The 16,002-nt window shown below is 46.7% G+C and carries 17 protein-coding genes, 3 tRNA genes and 1 pseudogene; 7 read left to right on the plus strand and 14 right to left on the minus strand.

What is annotated here, in order from left to right; translation table 11 throughout:
- Positions 1-192 precede the first annotated feature (192 nt).
- From ACTTKA_RS09190 to ACTTKA_RS09200, 3 genes are all read left to right on the plus strand, one after another.
- A complete protein-coding gene (locus tag ACTTKA_RS09190) occupies positions 193-1,209 on the plus strand; it encodes a hypothetical protein (RefSeq protein WP_442724801.1) in 1,017 nt (338 codons plus the stop codon).
- Between the two features lie 15 nt (positions 1,210-1,224).
- Positions 1,225-2,046 carry a helix-turn-helix domain-containing protein gene (locus tag ACTTKA_RS09195; protein ID WP_442724802.1) on the plus strand — a complete coding sequence of 274 codons (822 nt, stop codon included), beginning with the start codon at positions 1,225-1,227 and terminating at the stop codon, positions 2,044-2,046.
- A gap of 81 nt (positions 2,047-2,127) precedes the next feature.
- Complete coding sequence (locus ACTTKA_RS09200) at positions 2,128-2,763, plus strand: DUF417 family protein (protein ID WP_442724803.1); 636 nt, start codon at positions 2,128-2,130, stop codon at positions 2,761-2,763.
- 212 nt (positions 2,764-2,975) lie between these two features.
- On the opposite strand, the gene ACTTKA_RS09205 is transcribed toward ACTTKA_RS09200, so the two are convergent.
- From ACTTKA_RS09205 to ACTTKA_RS09265, 13 genes are all read right to left on the minus strand, one after another.
- Positions 2,976-3,569 carry a hypothetical protein gene (locus ACTTKA_RS09205; RefSeq protein WP_442724804.1) on the minus strand — a complete coding sequence of 198 codons (594 nt, stop codon included), beginning with the start codon at positions 3,567-3,569 and terminating at the stop codon, positions 2,976-2,978.
- Between the two features lie 21 nt (positions 3,570-3,590).
- On the minus strand, positions 3,591-4,625 hold the full coding sequence (gene galE, locus ACTTKA_RS09210; protein WP_442724805.1) for a UDP-glucose 4-epimerase GalE: 1,035 nt from the start codon (positions 4,623-4,625) through the stop codon (positions 3,591-3,593).
- A 172-nt stretch (positions 4,626-4,797) separates the two neighbouring features.
- A complete protein-coding gene (locus ACTTKA_RS09215; protein ID WP_442713860.1) occupies positions 4,798-4,953 on the minus strand; it encodes a DUF4295 domain-containing protein in 156 nt (51 codons plus the stop codon).
- A gap of 21 nt (positions 4,954-4,974) precedes the next feature.
- Positions 4,975-5,163: a 50S ribosomal protein L33 gene (gene rpmG, locus ACTTKA_RS09220; protein ID WP_014223752.1), complete on the minus strand. Its 189-nt coding sequence runs from the start codon at positions 5,161-5,163 to the stop codon at positions 4,975-4,977.
- A 24-nt stretch (positions 5,164-5,187) separates the two neighbouring features.
- On the minus strand, positions 5,188-5,427 hold the full coding sequence (gene rpmB / locus ACTTKA_RS09225) for a 50S ribosomal protein L28 (RefSeq protein ID WP_442713859.1): 240 nt from the start codon (positions 5,425-5,427) through the stop codon (positions 5,188-5,190).
- 99 nt (positions 5,428-5,526) lie between these two features.
- Positions 5,527-5,610 (minus strand) — tRNA-Leu (locus ACTTKA_RS09230).
- A 12-nt stretch (positions 5,611-5,622) separates the two neighbouring features.
- Positions 5,623-5,704: transfer RNA gene (locus ACTTKA_RS09235), tRNA-Leu, on the minus strand.
- Between the two features lie 119 nt (positions 5,705-5,823).
- Positions 5,824-5,896 (minus strand) — tRNA-Gly (locus ACTTKA_RS09240).
- 290 nt (positions 5,897-6,186) lie between these two features.
- On the minus strand, positions 6,187-6,957 hold the full coding sequence (locus tag ACTTKA_RS09245) for an SGNH/GDSL hydrolase family protein (RefSeq protein ID WP_442713858.1): 771 nt from the start codon (positions 6,955-6,957) through the stop codon (positions 6,187-6,189).
- A gap of 120 nt (positions 6,958-7,077) precedes the next feature.
- Positions 7,078-7,575, minus strand: coding sequence for a prolyl-tRNA synthetase associated domain-containing protein (locus tag ACTTKA_RS09250; RefSeq protein WP_442724806.1), 498 nt, complete (start codon positions 7,573-7,575; stop codon positions 7,078-7,080).
- 20 nt (positions 7,576-7,595) lie between these two features.
- A complete protein-coding gene (locus ACTTKA_RS09255) occupies positions 7,596-8,408 on the minus strand; it encodes a purine nucleoside phosphorylase I, inosine and guanosine-specific (RefSeq protein WP_442724807.1) in 813 nt (270 codons plus the stop codon).
- Between the two features lie 13 nt (positions 8,409-8,421).
- Positions 8,422-8,790, minus strand: coding sequence for a hypothetical protein (locus ACTTKA_RS09260; protein WP_442724808.1), 369 nt, complete (start codon positions 8,788-8,790; stop codon positions 8,422-8,424).
- Positions 8,791-8,857: 67 nt separating this feature from the next.
- Positions 8,858-9,529: a porin family protein gene (locus ACTTKA_RS09265; protein WP_442724809.1), complete on the minus strand. Its 672-nt coding sequence runs from the start codon at positions 9,527-9,529 to the stop codon at positions 8,858-8,860.
- Between the two features lie 131 nt (positions 9,530-9,660).
- On the opposite strand from ACTTKA_RS09265, the gene mfd reads away from it, so the two are divergent.
- Positions 9,661-13,008, plus strand: coding sequence for a transcription-repair coupling factor (mfd, locus tag ACTTKA_RS09270; RefSeq protein WP_442713853.1), 3,348 nt, complete (start codon positions 9,661-9,663; stop codon positions 13,006-13,008).
- A 495-nt stretch (positions 13,009-13,503) separates the two neighbouring features.
- On the opposite strand, the gene ACTTKA_RS09275 is transcribed toward mfd, so the two are convergent.
- Positions 13,504-14,322 carry a T9SS type A sorting domain-containing protein gene (locus tag ACTTKA_RS09275; RefSeq protein ID WP_442713852.1) on the minus strand — a complete coding sequence of 273 codons (819 nt, stop codon included), beginning with the start codon at positions 14,320-14,322 and terminating at the stop codon, positions 13,504-13,506.
- A gap of 503 nt (positions 14,323-14,825) precedes the next feature.
- On the opposite strand from ACTTKA_RS09275, the pseudogene ACTTKA_RS09280 reads away from it, so the two are divergent.
- The 3 genes and pseudogenes from ACTTKA_RS09280 to ACTTKA_RS09290 form a co-directional block, all read left to right on the plus strand.
- A pseudogene (locus ACTTKA_RS09280) lies at positions 14,826-14,984 on the plus strand (transposase); the annotation flags it as partial.
- A gap of 197 nt (positions 14,985-15,181) precedes the next feature.
- Positions 15,182-15,364, plus strand: coding sequence for a type II toxin-antitoxin system HicA family toxin (locus ACTTKA_RS09285; RefSeq protein ID WP_021967148.1), 183 nt, complete (start codon positions 15,182-15,184; stop codon positions 15,362-15,364).
- Positions 15,303-15,851 (plus strand): pilus assembly protein HicB, encoded by a 549-nt coding sequence (locus tag ACTTKA_RS09290; RefSeq protein WP_442713892.1) that lies wholly within the window; start codon positions 15,303-15,305, stop codon positions 15,849-15,851. The genes ACTTKA_RS09285 and ACTTKA_RS09290 overlap by 62 nt, the downstream gene beginning before the upstream one ends.
- Positions 15,852-16,002: the final 151 nt, after the last annotated feature.

The raw sequence follows: 16,002 nt of genomic DNA on the forward strand, positions 1-16,002 counted from the left end.
AAAGATAGTAAATTTGGCAGATATCTGTTGGACTTTTTTATGCCTGTTCAAACTTGCCGTATCAGAAGTTTTTTGTTTCTTTTTTCGGTTAAATTTATACTGAAAATCGCATGTTTTACAAGAAAAAATACGACATTTGTGCCGGATGAATAAACAGGACAAATGGAAACATACTTCAATAAAGATAAAAAGATGAAGATAAAAGCAATTCTGTTACTGGCCGGTCTCATGATGTGCTCGGTCGCTTGTCTAAGTAATAAAAAGCAAACGGCATACGAAGAAGATGTTACATACGATTATTACCGTAACGATCATTACGGCTATACGGTGGTTTATCCTTTATTCCTCATACCCGAGGGCGAAGGCCGTGAGGATGGGCAAACATTTATAGCGGACGATGGGGTATCGAACATGCAAGTGTACCAGACAGAGAAAGCTGCTCTTTCGCTCGAAGACGCTTACCGGAAAGATCTTGAAGGGCGGAACGCCTCCGAAAAACAACTTGAGAAGAATTTTTACCGGATGGTATGGAAAGAGGGAAAAAATACTTGTACGCAATATACTATTCTTGCTTACGGATCGTTTTATGAGCTGGTATTCAAATATACACCGCAGAATGCTTCACGTTTCGAGGCTGTTATTCCGGTTATCGTCGAGTCGTTGATGGTCGATGGATTGGGTCGGGAAGACGATGAAGATCCCGACGGTTTTATTGCTTTCCTGTTCGATTTTCTGGATGTATGCTTCTACGAAAAGAACTTGAATCGGCTGATTCGCGATAAAGATCCGCGTCTGGCTTCTTATATCGATTCTCAAATGGGTTTGCAGCGCTACTATGCACCGGGAGCGGTTGCCTATCTGGCCGGAGGCGACCGAAATTTCGGGTTTAACGAATACGATGATTTTACTTTTGAACCGTCGTCTGCGGGCGAGATTTCGGTGACGGAACTTCCGGATGGGAAGAGCGCGTGTGAGTTGGATTTCGAAAACGAAGGAGAAGTATATTACGAATCGGTAGAGAAGGTACCTGATGTAGTAGTGAATACGGAAACCCTCGAGACGAAAGCTGTTGTACTGCCTTATCCCGATGCCGAAATACGCGTCGTTTACGTGCCAAACAAGTATCATTCTCCCGTTGGACTCTACTTTATTCTCACTCCGGATGGATGGAAATTCGTCTTTATCGATGATACTTTATGCGGAGCCTGAAAGTTCCCGCTAACTATGCATCGAATAAAACTGTTTCAAAGTAAGGCGAGTGAGTTTTCGCAGCCTTTCTCCTCGCCGGATTATCACATCCTGCTCTTCAAGGGGGAAGGCAGCTTCTCCGTCGATTTCACGGAATACCGCTGCAACGGTGCAACCGTACTTTTTTTCACACCATTTCAAACGCTGGTGTGGGGATCCGGCGAGGGAATTGAGATCGAAGGATTGGCTTTTCACGGCGATTTTTACTGCATTGAGTATCACAAACACGATGTTGCCTGCAACGGGCTGCTCTTCAATAACATTTATCTGTCTCCACACATCACGGTTTCGGACGCTGATTTTGATGAGCTGTGTCTGCTGTTCGGAAAGATACGCCGTGAACTGGCTTGCGACTCCGCATTCTCCGACGCTATTCTGAAAGCCTATCTGCAACTGATTCTCGCTCTTTGCAGCCGGACGAAAAAACAACAGCTACAGGAAATCGAAACGGCCATCGACTGGAACCTGGAAATGAACAACATCCGCCAACTGATTGATACGCATTACCTGACCCAACGCAGTCCTTCGTTCTATGCCTCGGAATTGGCTCTTTCGCCCAGTGCCTTATCGAAAAAAACACGGCAGTTTTTCGGAAAAACACCCACGCAGTTAATTCAAGACCGTGTGGTACTCGAGGCAAAAAAGATGTTGCACTTGACGCGAATCCCCATAAAAGAAATCGCAACCCGCCTCAACTTCGAAGATGTCTTTTATTTCAGTCGCTACTTCAGAAAAACCGTCGGGCTGTCGCCTCTTCATTACCGGCAGGAGGTTGGTATCTCGATCGTGGCAAAATAGTCTATGTATTATCCGTTTCTGTCCATTTCCGGAAACTATCGCCACGCTTACCTTTGCAGCACGAATTTTTAAACAAAAACAATGATGGAAAAAATTAAAACATGGATCAACTGCGGTCTGAATTTCTTGGCCAACAGCCAACCGCATTTTATTAACTTTATCCGCGTAGCCATCTTTATTGTAATGGCATGGATCGGCGGACTCAAAGCTTTTCAGTACGAAGCCGACGGTATTGTCCCTTTCGTTTCCAACAGTCCTTTTATGAGCTTCCTGTATCAGCGCTCCGATAAAACAACCGTGAACGAAAAAGGCGAAACGGTGAAAGAATATACCATGCACCGGAATCCCGAAGGAAAAATGGTAGCAGACAATATCGAATGGCACAAATCGAACGGGACATACTTGTTCTCTTACGGTTTAGGGACGTTTATCGTTCTGATCGGCACGCTCATTTTATTTGGAATATGGAGTCCGAAAATCGGAGTCGTAGGAGGTGTCCTCACTTTCCTGATGTCGATCGTCACTCTTTCGTTTCTGATCACCACACCGGAGACATGGGTGCCCAACCTCGGAGGAGACATGCCTACGCCTAACTACGGATTCCCCTATCTTTCGGGGGCCGGAAGACTTGTGATAAAGGACGTCATTATGATGGCCGGAGGTTTGGTTGCCGCTTCCGATTCCGCGCGACGTTTATTGAAAAAACAAAACAACTGATTTTTCTCCGGCAGTTTTCCTAAGGGGCTGCCGGATTTTTTTTTCTCATACTAATCATTCTAAAAAGTATTCCGAATGAAACAGAATATCTTTTTAAAAAGATAATAGATATTAGAAAAACGCTCCTTCTAAGAAATATATTAGAAGATGACCTTAGGCGTATTCGCTTTTCAGAGAATAAGCAAAGGTCATCGTTCTTTGTTCTTTTCGGCTTACTTCTGTTCGTGAACGGTAAACCCTTCCGGAATCGTAAACTTGTCGGCGGGTATCGCCTCGTTCTCTCTGATTTCTTTGGCTTCGTCCGTAACGACTACTTGTCCCTCGTTGACGGACTCGAATTTCAGCATGATACCTTCCCATATCCAGACCGTCGCCTGAAACTTCATGTCACCCTGCGGAATGTCGAGCGTATATTTTTTACACAATTTACCGGCTATTTCTTCTTCGCCGCCTTCCCTGATGTTGTATTTCTTCCTGTCTTCCTGCGTCAGGTTACGATAGTTATTCGGCTCGTCAGGCGCAGGCATCCGGTACGCTTTTTTCTCTTCCACATCGATGGATACGTTCGTTTTTCCTTCAGCGATGGTACGCATAAGTTTCTCCATATTCGTTACTTTGATATGCAGCTCGGTCGCTTCCTTTTTGCCGTAATCGTCGAAGTAAAGCGTATTCTGCATTTTTTGTCCCATGGCCGTTACTTCTTTTTTGATGACGGCCGATTTGATACCGTACTTCGTTACTTCCTGTGCCGAGACCCAAATGCCCCACAGCAAAAGCAGGCCTGTAATCAACAATCTTATTTTCATATCGTTTGTTTTGTGATGAGGTTATGAACGGTTACTTAATTTCTTTTGCCATTCCCAAGCGGATTTAAGCGTGTCGGCCAGTGTCTCCCGAGCTGTCCAGCCTAATGTTTCGTTGGCGTGTTTCGGGTCTGCCCATACTTTCTCGATGTCTCCTTCGCGACGTCCGGTGATCTTATGGGGCACCTTGACGCCTGTGGCTTCTTCGAATGTACGGATCAGTTCGAGTACGGAAACACCGCGCCCTGTGCCGAGATTGAATATTTCGAGCGGCTCGCTCGATGCATTGTTTAGCATCCGGTCGATAGCGATGACATGTGCTTTGGCCAGATCCACTACATTGATATAGTCCCGTATGCAGGAGCCGTCCGGGGTGTCGTAGTCGTTCCCGAAGACACTCAGCTCCTTGCGGATACCTGCTGCGGTCTGTGTCAGGAAAGGAACGAGGTTCTGCGGAATGCCGATAGGTAACTCGCCGATTTCGGCCGAGGGATGTGCTCCGATCGGGTTGAAATAACGCAACAGGATGCTTTTGAAGGGCGCTCCCGCATGAATCGTATCGCGTATGATCTCCTCGTTGATCTGTTTCGTGTTGCCGTAAGGTGAGCAGGCCGGTTGAATGGGGGCTTCTTCAGTGACCGGCAGATGGCCGGCATCCGGCTGTCCGTAAACTGTGCACGACGAAGAGAAGACAAGCCCTTTAATGCCATGCTTAGGCATCAGTTCGAGCAGGTTAATCAATGAAACGAGATTGTTGCGATAATATTTCAACGGTTCCTGTACGGATTCGCCTACCGCCTTGCTGGCTGCAAAGTGGATGATCCCTTCGATACCCGGATGATCGGTTATCACCCGCTCTAATGCTTCCTTGTCGTTACAGTCGACAGCTTCGAAAGCAGGTCGCCGTCCTGTAATTTTTTCAATACCGTCGAGCACACCGATCTCCGAATTTGATAAATTATCGATGCTGATTACTTCGTAGCCTGCGTTTTGCAGTTCTACGGTCGTATGCGAACCGATGTATCCGGTTCCGCCTGTCACTAATATTTTCTTCGTCATAAAAAGTTTGAGTTTTATATCGCCAAAGGTATGTAATTTATTTCGTTCCGTAATGTTTTTCTTTTGAACAAGGTACCTGAAAAAAGAAAATCACAACAAAGCGAACTTTGCTGTGACTTATACTCATTGTATTGATTATCCAATAAATTTTACAGTGATTACGGAAGTGTCGTTACTTCTTAAAATAATCTTTTACCGAGTCGTTGGGGATCATTTCTTCCTGGAAGATGTATGCTCCCGTTTTGGGCGATTTTACCATCTTAATCACTCTGGAATAAGTACGTCCGCCTTCTCCTGACTTAAAGGTTGCCACCGTTTTTTTTGCCATGGTTCAAATCTCCTATAATAATTACTTAATTTCTTTATGTAAGGTCATCTTCTTTAAGATCGGGTTATATTTCTTTAACTCCAACCGCTGTGTCGTATTTTTGCGGTTCTTTGTTGTGATATAACGCGACATTCCGGGAAGTCCGCTTTCTTTATGTTCCGTACATTCGAGAATGACCTGCACTCTGTTTCCTTTTACTTTTTTTGCCATTGTTTGTTTCCTCCTCTATCTGCGTTATGCACCTAAATATCCCTTATCAGCAGCGTTCTTGATGGCTGCATCCAAACCGATCTTATTGATCAGACGCAAGCCGGCAGCCGATATGCTCAGACGGATCCAGCAATCTTGTTCTACCCAATAGAACTTCTTGGTAAACAAGTTCACATTAAACTTGCGCTTCGTCCGTACATTCGAATGTGCGACATTGTTCCCCGACATCGCTTTCTTTCCGGTAATTTGACAAATCTTAGACATTGCTTTATTTTTTTCTTCTTGTTTTATCCATCAAAGGACGCTAAAAGCTATACTTTTCCTCTTGTAACGGAGGGAAAGACGCTTTGCGTCTTTTTTATGTACGCAGGATGAGATTTGAACTCACACACCGTTGCCGGCACTACCCCCTCAAAGTAGCGTGTCTACCAATTCCACCACCTGCGCATATTGAAGGGGTGCCCAGAACAGGACTCGAACCTGCATGCCTCTCGACACACGCACCTGAAACGTGCGCGTCTACCAATTCCGCCACCTGGGCTTACTTCAATTTTTCTTCAAGGCGATCGCTTCTCGCTCTTCGTTCTTTCTTTATTAAGGGAAGTTCTCGTATCTTGGCTTTGCAGCAACAAAAAAGGGAGAAGCCTCCTTTATATAAAGAGCGGAAGACGGGACTCGAACCCGCGACCCCAACCTTGGCAAGGTTGTGCTCTACCAACTGAGCTACTTCCGCGTTATCTTTTTGCTTTTGCAGTCTGTTCGGTTTTGCATTCGTCTTGCCAAGGTTGTGACCTTTTATCTTTTGGGGCAAGGTTGTGCTCTACCAACTGAGCTACTTCCGCGTTATCTTTTTTAGGCTTCTGTAAACTGAGCTACTTCCGCACTATTCGCTAAGTATTTTTATGATTAGCGGGTGCAAAGATATAGTCTTTTTTTGATATCGCAAGCGTTCTGCCATTATTTTTTTGAAATACTTGCAGCAATAATGGCAGAACGCCGTTTATCAAACGCTTTTGTAACCGGTTATTTTTTTAAACCGGTTGCTTCCAGCCATACATCGGCCATCAGTTGACGACCCGGCAAGTCGGGGTGTACACCATCGGCGGACCAGTAACGGGCGGGAGCCAGTTTCATCGCTGCATCAAATGCCGACTGATAGGGCACAAAGACTGCTCCGAATTCATTGGCCAGTTTTTTCAGCGACTTCCGATATTCGTCGAACATCGGGAACCATCTCGGTTCGTCGATGGCCGAGCCGCCGCGAAGGGCAAAAGGCTCGCCCAAGACAAGTTGGGTATGGGGTAACTTCTCCTTCGTATAATTCAGCAGATCGCGAAGATCGTTTTCATACGTTTCTGCCGTTCCCTTGTATCCGCTCGAAAGCGTATGCCAGAAATCGTTCACGCCAATCAGGATACTCAGGATGTCGGGCATGAATGTCAGGGTATCGACTTCCCAACGGTTACGCAACTGGTACACCTTATTTCCGCTGATACCGCGATTGTATATTTTGATTTGCTTGTCGGCATACGTCTTGAGCAGTTGTGTGGCTGCCAGCAACGCATAACCGGGGCCTATCATATCGAATGTGTTGCAATCGACGGCTTCCCGATTTCGTCCGCAGTCGGTGATTGAGTCGCCTTGAAAAAGGATCACGGCATTATTCTTGACCGTAATTTTGGGAGCTGAAACGCTGTGTTGTTCGTTAACTACTGCTTTGGCCAATTCCGGGAGAGATAACATACCTAATCCGGCCAATGTTGTGTTTCTCAAAAAATCTCGTCTTGTCTTCATCGTATTCATTATATCTTTTTTTGTTCGTAATTCGTATTTTTCACTTTTCACTCTTCACTTTTCACTTTTCACTCTTCACTTTTCACTTTTCACTTTTCACTCTTCACTCTTCACTCTTTTTTATAGATCATACAAATCGATCCATTCGTACGTATTCTGCGTATGATCCATGAAATGCACGAAATCGTTGTTCGAGATGATGAGCGAAGCCGTATTGATGCACGGATGGAAACTCAGTCGCGGAGCTTTCTGCAGGTTACGGTCGAGAAAAACGTGTATATGGTGCGTTTCGTCGTGTATCAGCCCGAAAGGGGTTACCGAACCGGGAGTGACACCAAGATACTTTATCATCCGTTTTTCGGAAGCGAAGGTGAGTTTACCCTGTCCGAGCCGTTTCTCTATGGCATGTATATCCATCGCACAATCACAATCGAGAATCACCAAGTAATGGCGATTCCCCTTATGATTGCGAAAAAACAAGTTTTTGCAGTGCTTCGCATCGTGTCCCGCCCAATATTGTTTGGCGATCTCGATTGTCGGCGCAGGCGGATGCTCGAGATATTCGAACTTGATGCCGAGTTGTTCCAGTAATGCGTAAAGATGCGGGTCTCCGTTCATCGTTTGCAAGGGATGGGGCGTTAGATTCGTTTGATTAATTCGGAGAAGAGCCGTGTCATGACGTCTGTGGCGCGGTTGGCGGCTTTGACTACTTCGTCACCGTCGTTCACGAAATCGTCCGCAAAATGGTATCCCTCATTTGTGATGACCGACATGCCAAAGACGCGCAGTCCCGCATGACGGGCAACGATTACTTCGGGCACCGTACTCATACCGATGGCATCGCCGCCAACTTTGCCGTAGAAGGCATATTCGGCCGGCGTTTCATACGAGGGGCCGGTAAGGCCGACATACACGCCCTTTTTGAGCGGGATATGCTGTTCTTCGGCAATCATTTCGACGTGCCGGATAAATTCGCGGTCGTAGGCGCGTGTCATATCCGGAAAGCGTGTTCCGAAGGCCTCGTTGTTCGGGCCGATCAGCGGGTTCGGCAGCATATTGATATGGTCGCGGATGATCATCAGATCGCCTACATGAAACGTATGGTTGATGCCTCCGGCCGCATTTGAAACGAGCAGATTCTTCACGCCGAGCAATTTCATCACACGTATGGGGAAGGTGACTTGCTGCATGGTGTATCCTTCGTAGTAATGGAAACGTCCTTGCATGGCCATCACCTGCCGTCGGCCGAGTGTTCCGAAAATCAGATTCCCTTTGTGTCCTGTGGCTGTAGAGTTCATGAAGTGAGGAATTTCGGTATATGGAATAACCGTCGCTTCTTCAATTCTGTCGGCCAATGCTCCCAATCCGCTACCGAGGATAATCGCTGTCTCCGGCTGTTTTTTGATTTTTGAAGCCAGATAATCCGCGGCTTCCTGATACGTTGTTTTCATCGTTTCTTAATTATTAACACGACACAAAGGTATAAAAACATTCCATATATTCGGATGGAACGATACGGATGTTTTCGCCTTTGCGAAATCGTTTATCCTGAACCGACAGTCCGTTTTTTCGATCTGACATCCCGTTTTTTCGATCTGGCGGTGCATTTTTTTCTTCTGACAATGCGTTTTTTGTTTCTACCGGTGCATTTTTTCGTTCTGACAATGCGTTTTTTCGCTCTGGCGGTGCGTTTTTTTCTTCTGACAATGCGTTTTTCGCTTCTACCCGTCCGTTTTTTCGTTCTGACATCTCATTTTTTCGATCTGGCGGTGCATTTTTTTCTTCTGACAATGCGTTTTTCGTTTCTGCCGGTTCGTTTTTTCGATCCGACAAGTCATTTTGTCAATCCGACATCCCGTTTTTCCGCTCTGACACGTTGTTTTATCGTTCCGGAACCGTTTCAGAACGTTTTGATATCGTAGGCGATCGAAAACTGAAAAGCGCGGTTTTGTGACACCGCGGGAATAAATCCGCGATCGGACGTTTTGAAGCCATGTATGTAACGTGCCGAGACGGACAGTCCGTTGTTCATACGGTAGCCGATGCCGGCCACCGCGGAAAGATCGAAGGTTTTGGCATCGATACCTTCTTTCTTGGATAGATTTCCCTTGATTCCGTCGGGAATTTCGCCGCCGAAAGAGAGTTTGTTGCCCAACAGAAACCCTGCTTGCGGTCCGGCTTCGAGAAAAAGCCCGGTACGGGGAACTGTGTACTTGAGCAAAACGGGAAGGGTCAGATAGTGCAGAAGGCCTTTGGTAGTTGCGTTGGCATACGCTTTGCCGCCAAAATCGGTCACCGGAATGGTTACTTTATAGCCCATTTGCGAATAAAGCAATTCTGTCTGCAAATCGAACAGCGACGAGAACCGGTAGTACGCATATCCTCCGACATGCATCCCGAGCCGGTATTCATAATCGATGTCGATTTTTTTCGTTGGTTTATTCATGAGCGTTAGGCTTACATCGGTTATGGTCGAGACGTTTAATCCTGCTTTTCCACCCACTGTTATTTGTGCATAAGTTGCCGTCCATCCTGCCGTCAACAACGCGAAAAAAATCAAAATCCGTTTCATATTTCCTTGTTTTTTAGTTTTATTAGTCAAAACGTCGCAGGGGTTTAATTATTGCTTACGATCGTTTATTTTTGAAGCGGGAGGTTGCATATCCCGTAAAAACTTACGACTTTTGCGGGCGTTTTTCAAAAATGGATATCAAAGAATTACTCTCTATTTATGCGGCTCATCCGCAAATTAACGCTATCGGATCACTGTGGGGCCGGAACGAAGCGCGAAGCATCCTACTTACCGGTTTGAACGGTTCGGGGGGAGCCGTAACGATCGCTTCGCTCTTCGGGCAGAGAGGCGGTTGCTTTCTGTGCCTGATGAACGACCTCGAGGAGGCCGGATACTTTTATAACGACCTGATGCAATTGACGGGAGGAAAGAATGTGTATTTCTTCCCGTCGGCTTATCACCGGCATATTAAATACGGTCATACGGACGCGGCGGCCGAGATCCTGCGCACCGAAGTACTGAGCATGCTTCAGGTAGACAAACCGTCGTTTATCATCGTTTCTTATCCGGATGCGGTGGCGGAGAAAGTATTGTCGAAAAGTATCCTTCGAGAGAATACCCTGATGATTCATGCCGGTGAAAAGCTGGACCCGATTTTTGTGGCCGATGTGCTCGATACGTATCACTTCGAGCAGACCGATTATGTGTACGAACCGGGACAATATGCGATTCGCGGCAGTATCATGGATATCTTTTCGTTTTCGAACGAATATCCGTACCGTGTTGATTTCTTCGGGAACGAAGTGGATTCGATACGAGCGTTCGATGTGGAGACGCAACTGTCGAAGGAAAAGCTGAACGAGATACGGATTATTCCCGAAATAAGCCGCTACGACACGGCCAACCATCAGCTGGCGGAGTTGTTGCCTGCCGGCGCTACGCTTGTGACGCATGATATGGAGTGGTGTCGTGAACGTATCGACAGTCTTTGGGAAGAAGAGCCTGTCAACAAAGACGATGAAGGGTTTGCCGATCGCGAGGCGATGCGTCGGAAACTTGTACGGGCCGACGATTTCGTGCAAGCCACAGCGCCGCTGAGGCATATCCGTTTTCATGCCCGGCCGGACGACGCATCTGCGGTTGTGCGTATCGACACTTCGCCGCAGCCGCTTTTTCAAAAGAATTTCGAGCGCGTCAGCGAGGCGTTCAAACAATATATCGCCGATGGGTATACGATCTATCTGCTTAGCGACAGTGAGAAACAGATCGAACGCATCCGCGCCATTTTTGAAGACCGTGGTGAAACGATTGCTTTTACGGCGGTCAACCGTGCGCTGCACGAAGGTTTTATCGACCATTCGTTACGCTGCTGCTTCCTGACCGATCATCAGATTTTCGGACGCTTTCATAAGTACAACCTCAAGAGCGACAAGGCGCGCAGCGGGAAAATAGTGCTCTCGCTCAAAGAACTGAGCCAGTTTACTTCCGGCGACTATATCGTGCATATCGATCATGGCGTCGGGCAGTTTGGCGGACTTGTGCGCACGGAGGTGAACGGCAAGATACAGGAAGCCGTCAAGCTGATTTACCGTAACAACGATATCCTCTTCGTCAGTATCCATGCGCTTCATAAGCTGTCGAAATACAAAGGGAAAGACGGCGAAGCGCCGGCGCTGAACAAGCTGGGCAGCGGTGCATGGGAGAAGATGAAAGACCGCACGAAGAAGAAAGTCAAAGATATCGCTCGCGATCTGATCAAACTCTATGCGCAACGTCGACAAGAGAAAGGCTATGCGTTCGGTCCTGACAGTTTCATGCAGGATGAGCTTGAAGCCGGTTTTATCTACGAAGATACGCCCGACCAGATGAAGGCGACGGCCGACGTCAAAGCCGATATGGAGCGCGAACGGCCGATGGACCGGCTGATTTGCGGCGACGTCGGTTTCGGCAAGACGGAAGTCGCGATCCGCGCGGCCTTCAAAGCCGTTGCAGACAATAAACAGGTGGCTGTGCTTGTGCCTACGACGGTGCTGGCTTTTCAGCACTATCAGACGTTCAGCCGGAGACTGAAGGATTTTCCCTGCACCATCGATTATATCAGTCGCGCACGAACGGCCGGCGAGATTAAAAAGACGCTGGCCCGGTTGGCGTCGGGCGAGTTGAATATCCTTATCGGCACGCACCGGTTAGTGAGCAAAGATGTTAAGTTCAAAGACCTCGGGCTGCTGATCATCGATGAGGAGCAAAAGTTCGGCGTGTCGGTCAAGGAGAAGCTGCGCCAGCTGCGAACGAATGTCGACACGCTCACCCTCACGGCCACGCCCATTCCGCGTACACTTCAGTTCTCGCTTATGGGGGCGCGTGATTTGAGCAATATCACGACGCCTCCGCCGAACCGTTACCCGATTCAGACGGAGATCGAACGTTTTCATGCGGACATTATCCGTGAGGCGATCGAGTTCGAGATGAGCCGCAACGGACAAACGTTCATCATCAATAACCGCATCCAGAACATTTATGAGATCGAGGCGCTTGTACGCCGCGAAATACCCGGCGTGCGTGTGGCTGTCGGACACGGACAGATGGAACCCGAAAAGCTGGAACGAATCATTCTCGATTTCGTAAACTACGAGTACGATGTGCTGATCGCCACGACCATTATCGAGAATGGCATCGACGTGCCGAACGCCAATACGATTATCGTCAATAACGCTCATCAGTTCGGGCTGTCGGAGTTGCATCAGCTGCGCGGACGTGTGGGGCGAGGGAATCGCAAGGCGTTCTGTTACCTGCTTGCTCCTCCGCTCTCGACGCTGCCTCCCGAGTCGCGCCGCCGCTTGCAGGCCATCGAGAGCTTCGCCGAGCTGGGAAGCGGCATGCACATCGCCATGCAAGACCTCGACATCCGCGGGGCAGGGAATATGCTGGGAGCCGAACAGAGCGGTTTCATCGCCGATCTGGGCTATGAGACGTATCAGAAGATTCTGGAAGAAGCCGTCGATGAGCTGAAGGCCGATGAGTTTGCCGAGTTGTATGCGTCCGACCCTCAGGAAAACAACGGCGACCGGTATGTTCGTGAAACGTTTGTCGAGAGCGATCTCGCCCTGATGTTTCCACCTACGTATATCCCCAACGATTCGGAACGCGTCGGTATTTACCGGGAACTCGACTCGATCGAGAACGAGGAAAAACTGGCCGGTTTTGTCTCCTCGCTACAAGACCGTTTCGGACGGATACCGACCGAAGGCGAGGAGCTGATACGCATCGTCGGGCTGCGATGGACAGCCCGTCGATTGGGGATCGAGAAAGTCGTCCTGAAAAAAGGCATGATGGCGCTCTATCTGCCGACCGACAGAGAGAGCCCTTATTACCAGAGTCGCGCGTTCGGCAAGCTGTTAGGCTACGTGCAACGCTATCCGCGTGTCTGCAACCTGCGCGAACAAAACGGAAGAAGAAGCGTGGTCATCAAAAACGTTACGAATGTGGCGGCTGCCGTCCGATGTCTGAACGAGATGGAGAACATCGTGCCTGAAGAATGAATAGACCCAGATTCCGCAATAGAAAAAATAAGAATGAATTTAATTCAGGCTTTCAGCCCTCCGAACAAGGTCCGGATGTCGATATACCCCACCCTTGCGGGATGGGGCTGAAATAATTCGGGCTTTCAGCCCTCGTAAACCCCGCAGAGGCGGTGAGTTGTTGAATTGTTGAATTGTTGAGATGTTTAGTTGTTGATTTGTTGGCTCTGCTGATTGCCGAATGCTGACTGCTGATTGCAGAAAGAGCCCTGAAAGGGCGAGATAATTCAGCCCAATGCGAAGCGTTGGGGAAAAAGGCATCGCATCCCGGCGGAGGGCTGTAAGCCTGACGTAACCATTGTCGTGCATTCGTACGTCCATGATTAATGGTAAACGCCGAACAGTGTATCGCGTAATTTGGGATAAAGAAAGGTAACGACTTTATGAATTTGCGCCCGTTACAGAAGGGAAGACCTTCCGCAACGGGCGCAAAAGTATAAGTTTCGCGTCGTGGGTTTACCTTACGACGATTTTATGTCCCTGTCTGCCGACAACGACAATATAAAGCCCTTTGGGCAGAGGAATCCGATTAATGCCGGCGGCCATGCGCCGCTGTTCGACTAATTGTCCTCCGAACGTATAGACAGCTACGAGAGCAGGCTGTTCGTTTTCGATTACGACGGCGCCATCTGCCGCATAGACCTTGCCCGGCTTCTCGATCAGGAAGTTCGAGTGCGGATTTCCGGCTCTGTAAGAATAGGCATATTCGTCATGCCTCAGTTTTTTCCACTTCGTCTCACCTTTTTCTTTCAGATAGGTAATCTCTTTAGACAGATAGCCCTTCTTCTGGAAAAAATAATCTGTTTTTACCCATGCGTCCGGCGCTCCCCAAATCATTTTTCCACGGTGATAATACCGCAATTCAGTATAACCGCCATCGAAATAGGAATAATAAAAATCGCCTACCCGGTATCGGTTACCTACTGAGTCGACAACATATTCATTCTTTGCTTTCAGAAACTTCAGTTTTGACAGCCGACCTTTTTTGTCAAGGATGTATTCGATGGAATCATTGGAGATATATCCGCTGTCGGTCATTACGTATTTGTACGTAAAGATTTTATCAAGCGATCTAGAACCTCCCTCCAATTTGTATGTTTTATGTTTCAGCAACCGTCCGTCTTGACCGTATTCGTATTTGTCTACCAGATCTTCTTTCGGTTCTGTGATAAAAACGCCTGTAACCGGGTCTTTATGTCCCGGATAATAGCTCGACAAGGAAAGCAGCCGGCCTTTATCCGAATATTTGTAGATATACGAAGTGATCATTCCCATTGCTGAAAAAGTATACACCGTATCGATTAAAAGATTTTTATTGAATTTAGTAATGGAAACGGTTAAGGGATACGGTGGGTCCGCAATCCCTACATATTCTTTTATACGTATCGTGTCTGCTAAAATTCTCGGTTGTCCTAATTTGGGATTTAAGGGATGGCCGGGACCTTCAGGTGATTCACCGAAGCCATGTATGATTTGTGCAAATAAAGAAGGAGCCAAACATAACAGACATACTGCGATGGATAGTCGTTTCATTAGATTCATTTGATAAAATAACGTTTTCATTTTATTATAATTTAAAAATTTAACGAGGTAAAAGTAATGAATAAAGCGGATTGCTGTGCTCTGGGAAAGTTAAAAAAAAACAATCAGATTCCAATCGCTTAAACCTTGCTTTACTGTGTGGATGAAAATATTTGTAGTATGAAGGAAGTATTCTTTGGCGAAGAAAAAGAGGGGTCTGTGTTGAATCGTGTGGGTAACCCATAAATCAGCATCGGGAAGGAACTATCACAAATGGGGTATTGGAAAGTCTTAACGCTAAAGTGCAATTGGCCAAAAGAAGAGCTAGAGGATACGCAAATGTGAATAACTTTATGGATATGGTATACTACATAAACGGAGGAAGGAATTTCCATTACCCACTCAAATCAACATAGAGCCAAAAAGAGTTTCTCGGTAGGGTAGGGGTGTACTCGAAGCGGGTATACTACTCATTTTTTAACGTATTCTTGTAGAATATGTTAACTTACATCTGAAAGCCTTATCTATGTTAAAATAGCAAAATTGTTACTTTGTTATTTGGTGTATGGTAGCAAATATGTTACTTTTGTGGTGTCTAAAAGTTCTTTGAGATATGAAAACATCAGAACTGAAAAGGGTGCTAAGTGCAAACGGTTGTTACTTTGTCAGTCATGGAGGGAGACACGACCAATGGTTTTCACCTATAACAGGTAAAACTTTTGTAGTTCCACGACATGACAGCCAAGAAATACCAAAAGGCACAGAAAAGAGTATCAGGAAGAAAGCAGGGGTATAATCCCCAGCACTTCCTTGCATTCTGTATTCCAATATCAATAGGAACTTTTCGTTTTAATCCAAATAAAAAAGCAAAGGATATGAAAGTAACGGCTATTGTAGAAAAAGGCAGTGACGGGCTTTATTCCATCTATTCAGAGCAGGAGATAAATAATCATAGCTTTGGTGGGTATGGTGAAAGCGTTGAGGCTGCAAAGACTGATTTTATGCTAAGCATACATGAGGCAAAAAAAATGATAAAAAAAGAAACAGGCACAATACCCAATGGATTTACCGATTTACAGGTAACGTTTAAATTTGATATAGCTTCTTTCTTTAATTACTTTGACTGGATTAATGTTAGTAAGTTTGCCCAGTATGCAGGTATCAATGAAAGCAAAATGAGGCAATATAAAAGCGGTGTAGCCTTTGCAGGAGAAAGAACTACGAACAAAATATTGGCAGCTATAAAGAAAATGGGGGCTGAATTAAGTGCAGCCTCACTATAATCAAAGACTTTTAGACAAAGTTTTGCCCGTGTAGGATTGTTCTTGCACGGGTTTTCTTTTTCTGAATTAGTAGTTTAAAAAGGGGGGGTGTACTCGAAGCGGGACTTGAACCCGCACAGCCATTACTGGCCAAGGGATTTTAAGTCCCTCG

This window comes from Tannerella sp. (assembly GCF_052170195.1).
Lineage (GTDB): Bacteria > Bacteroidota > Bacteroidia > Bacteroidales > Tannerellaceae > Tannerella.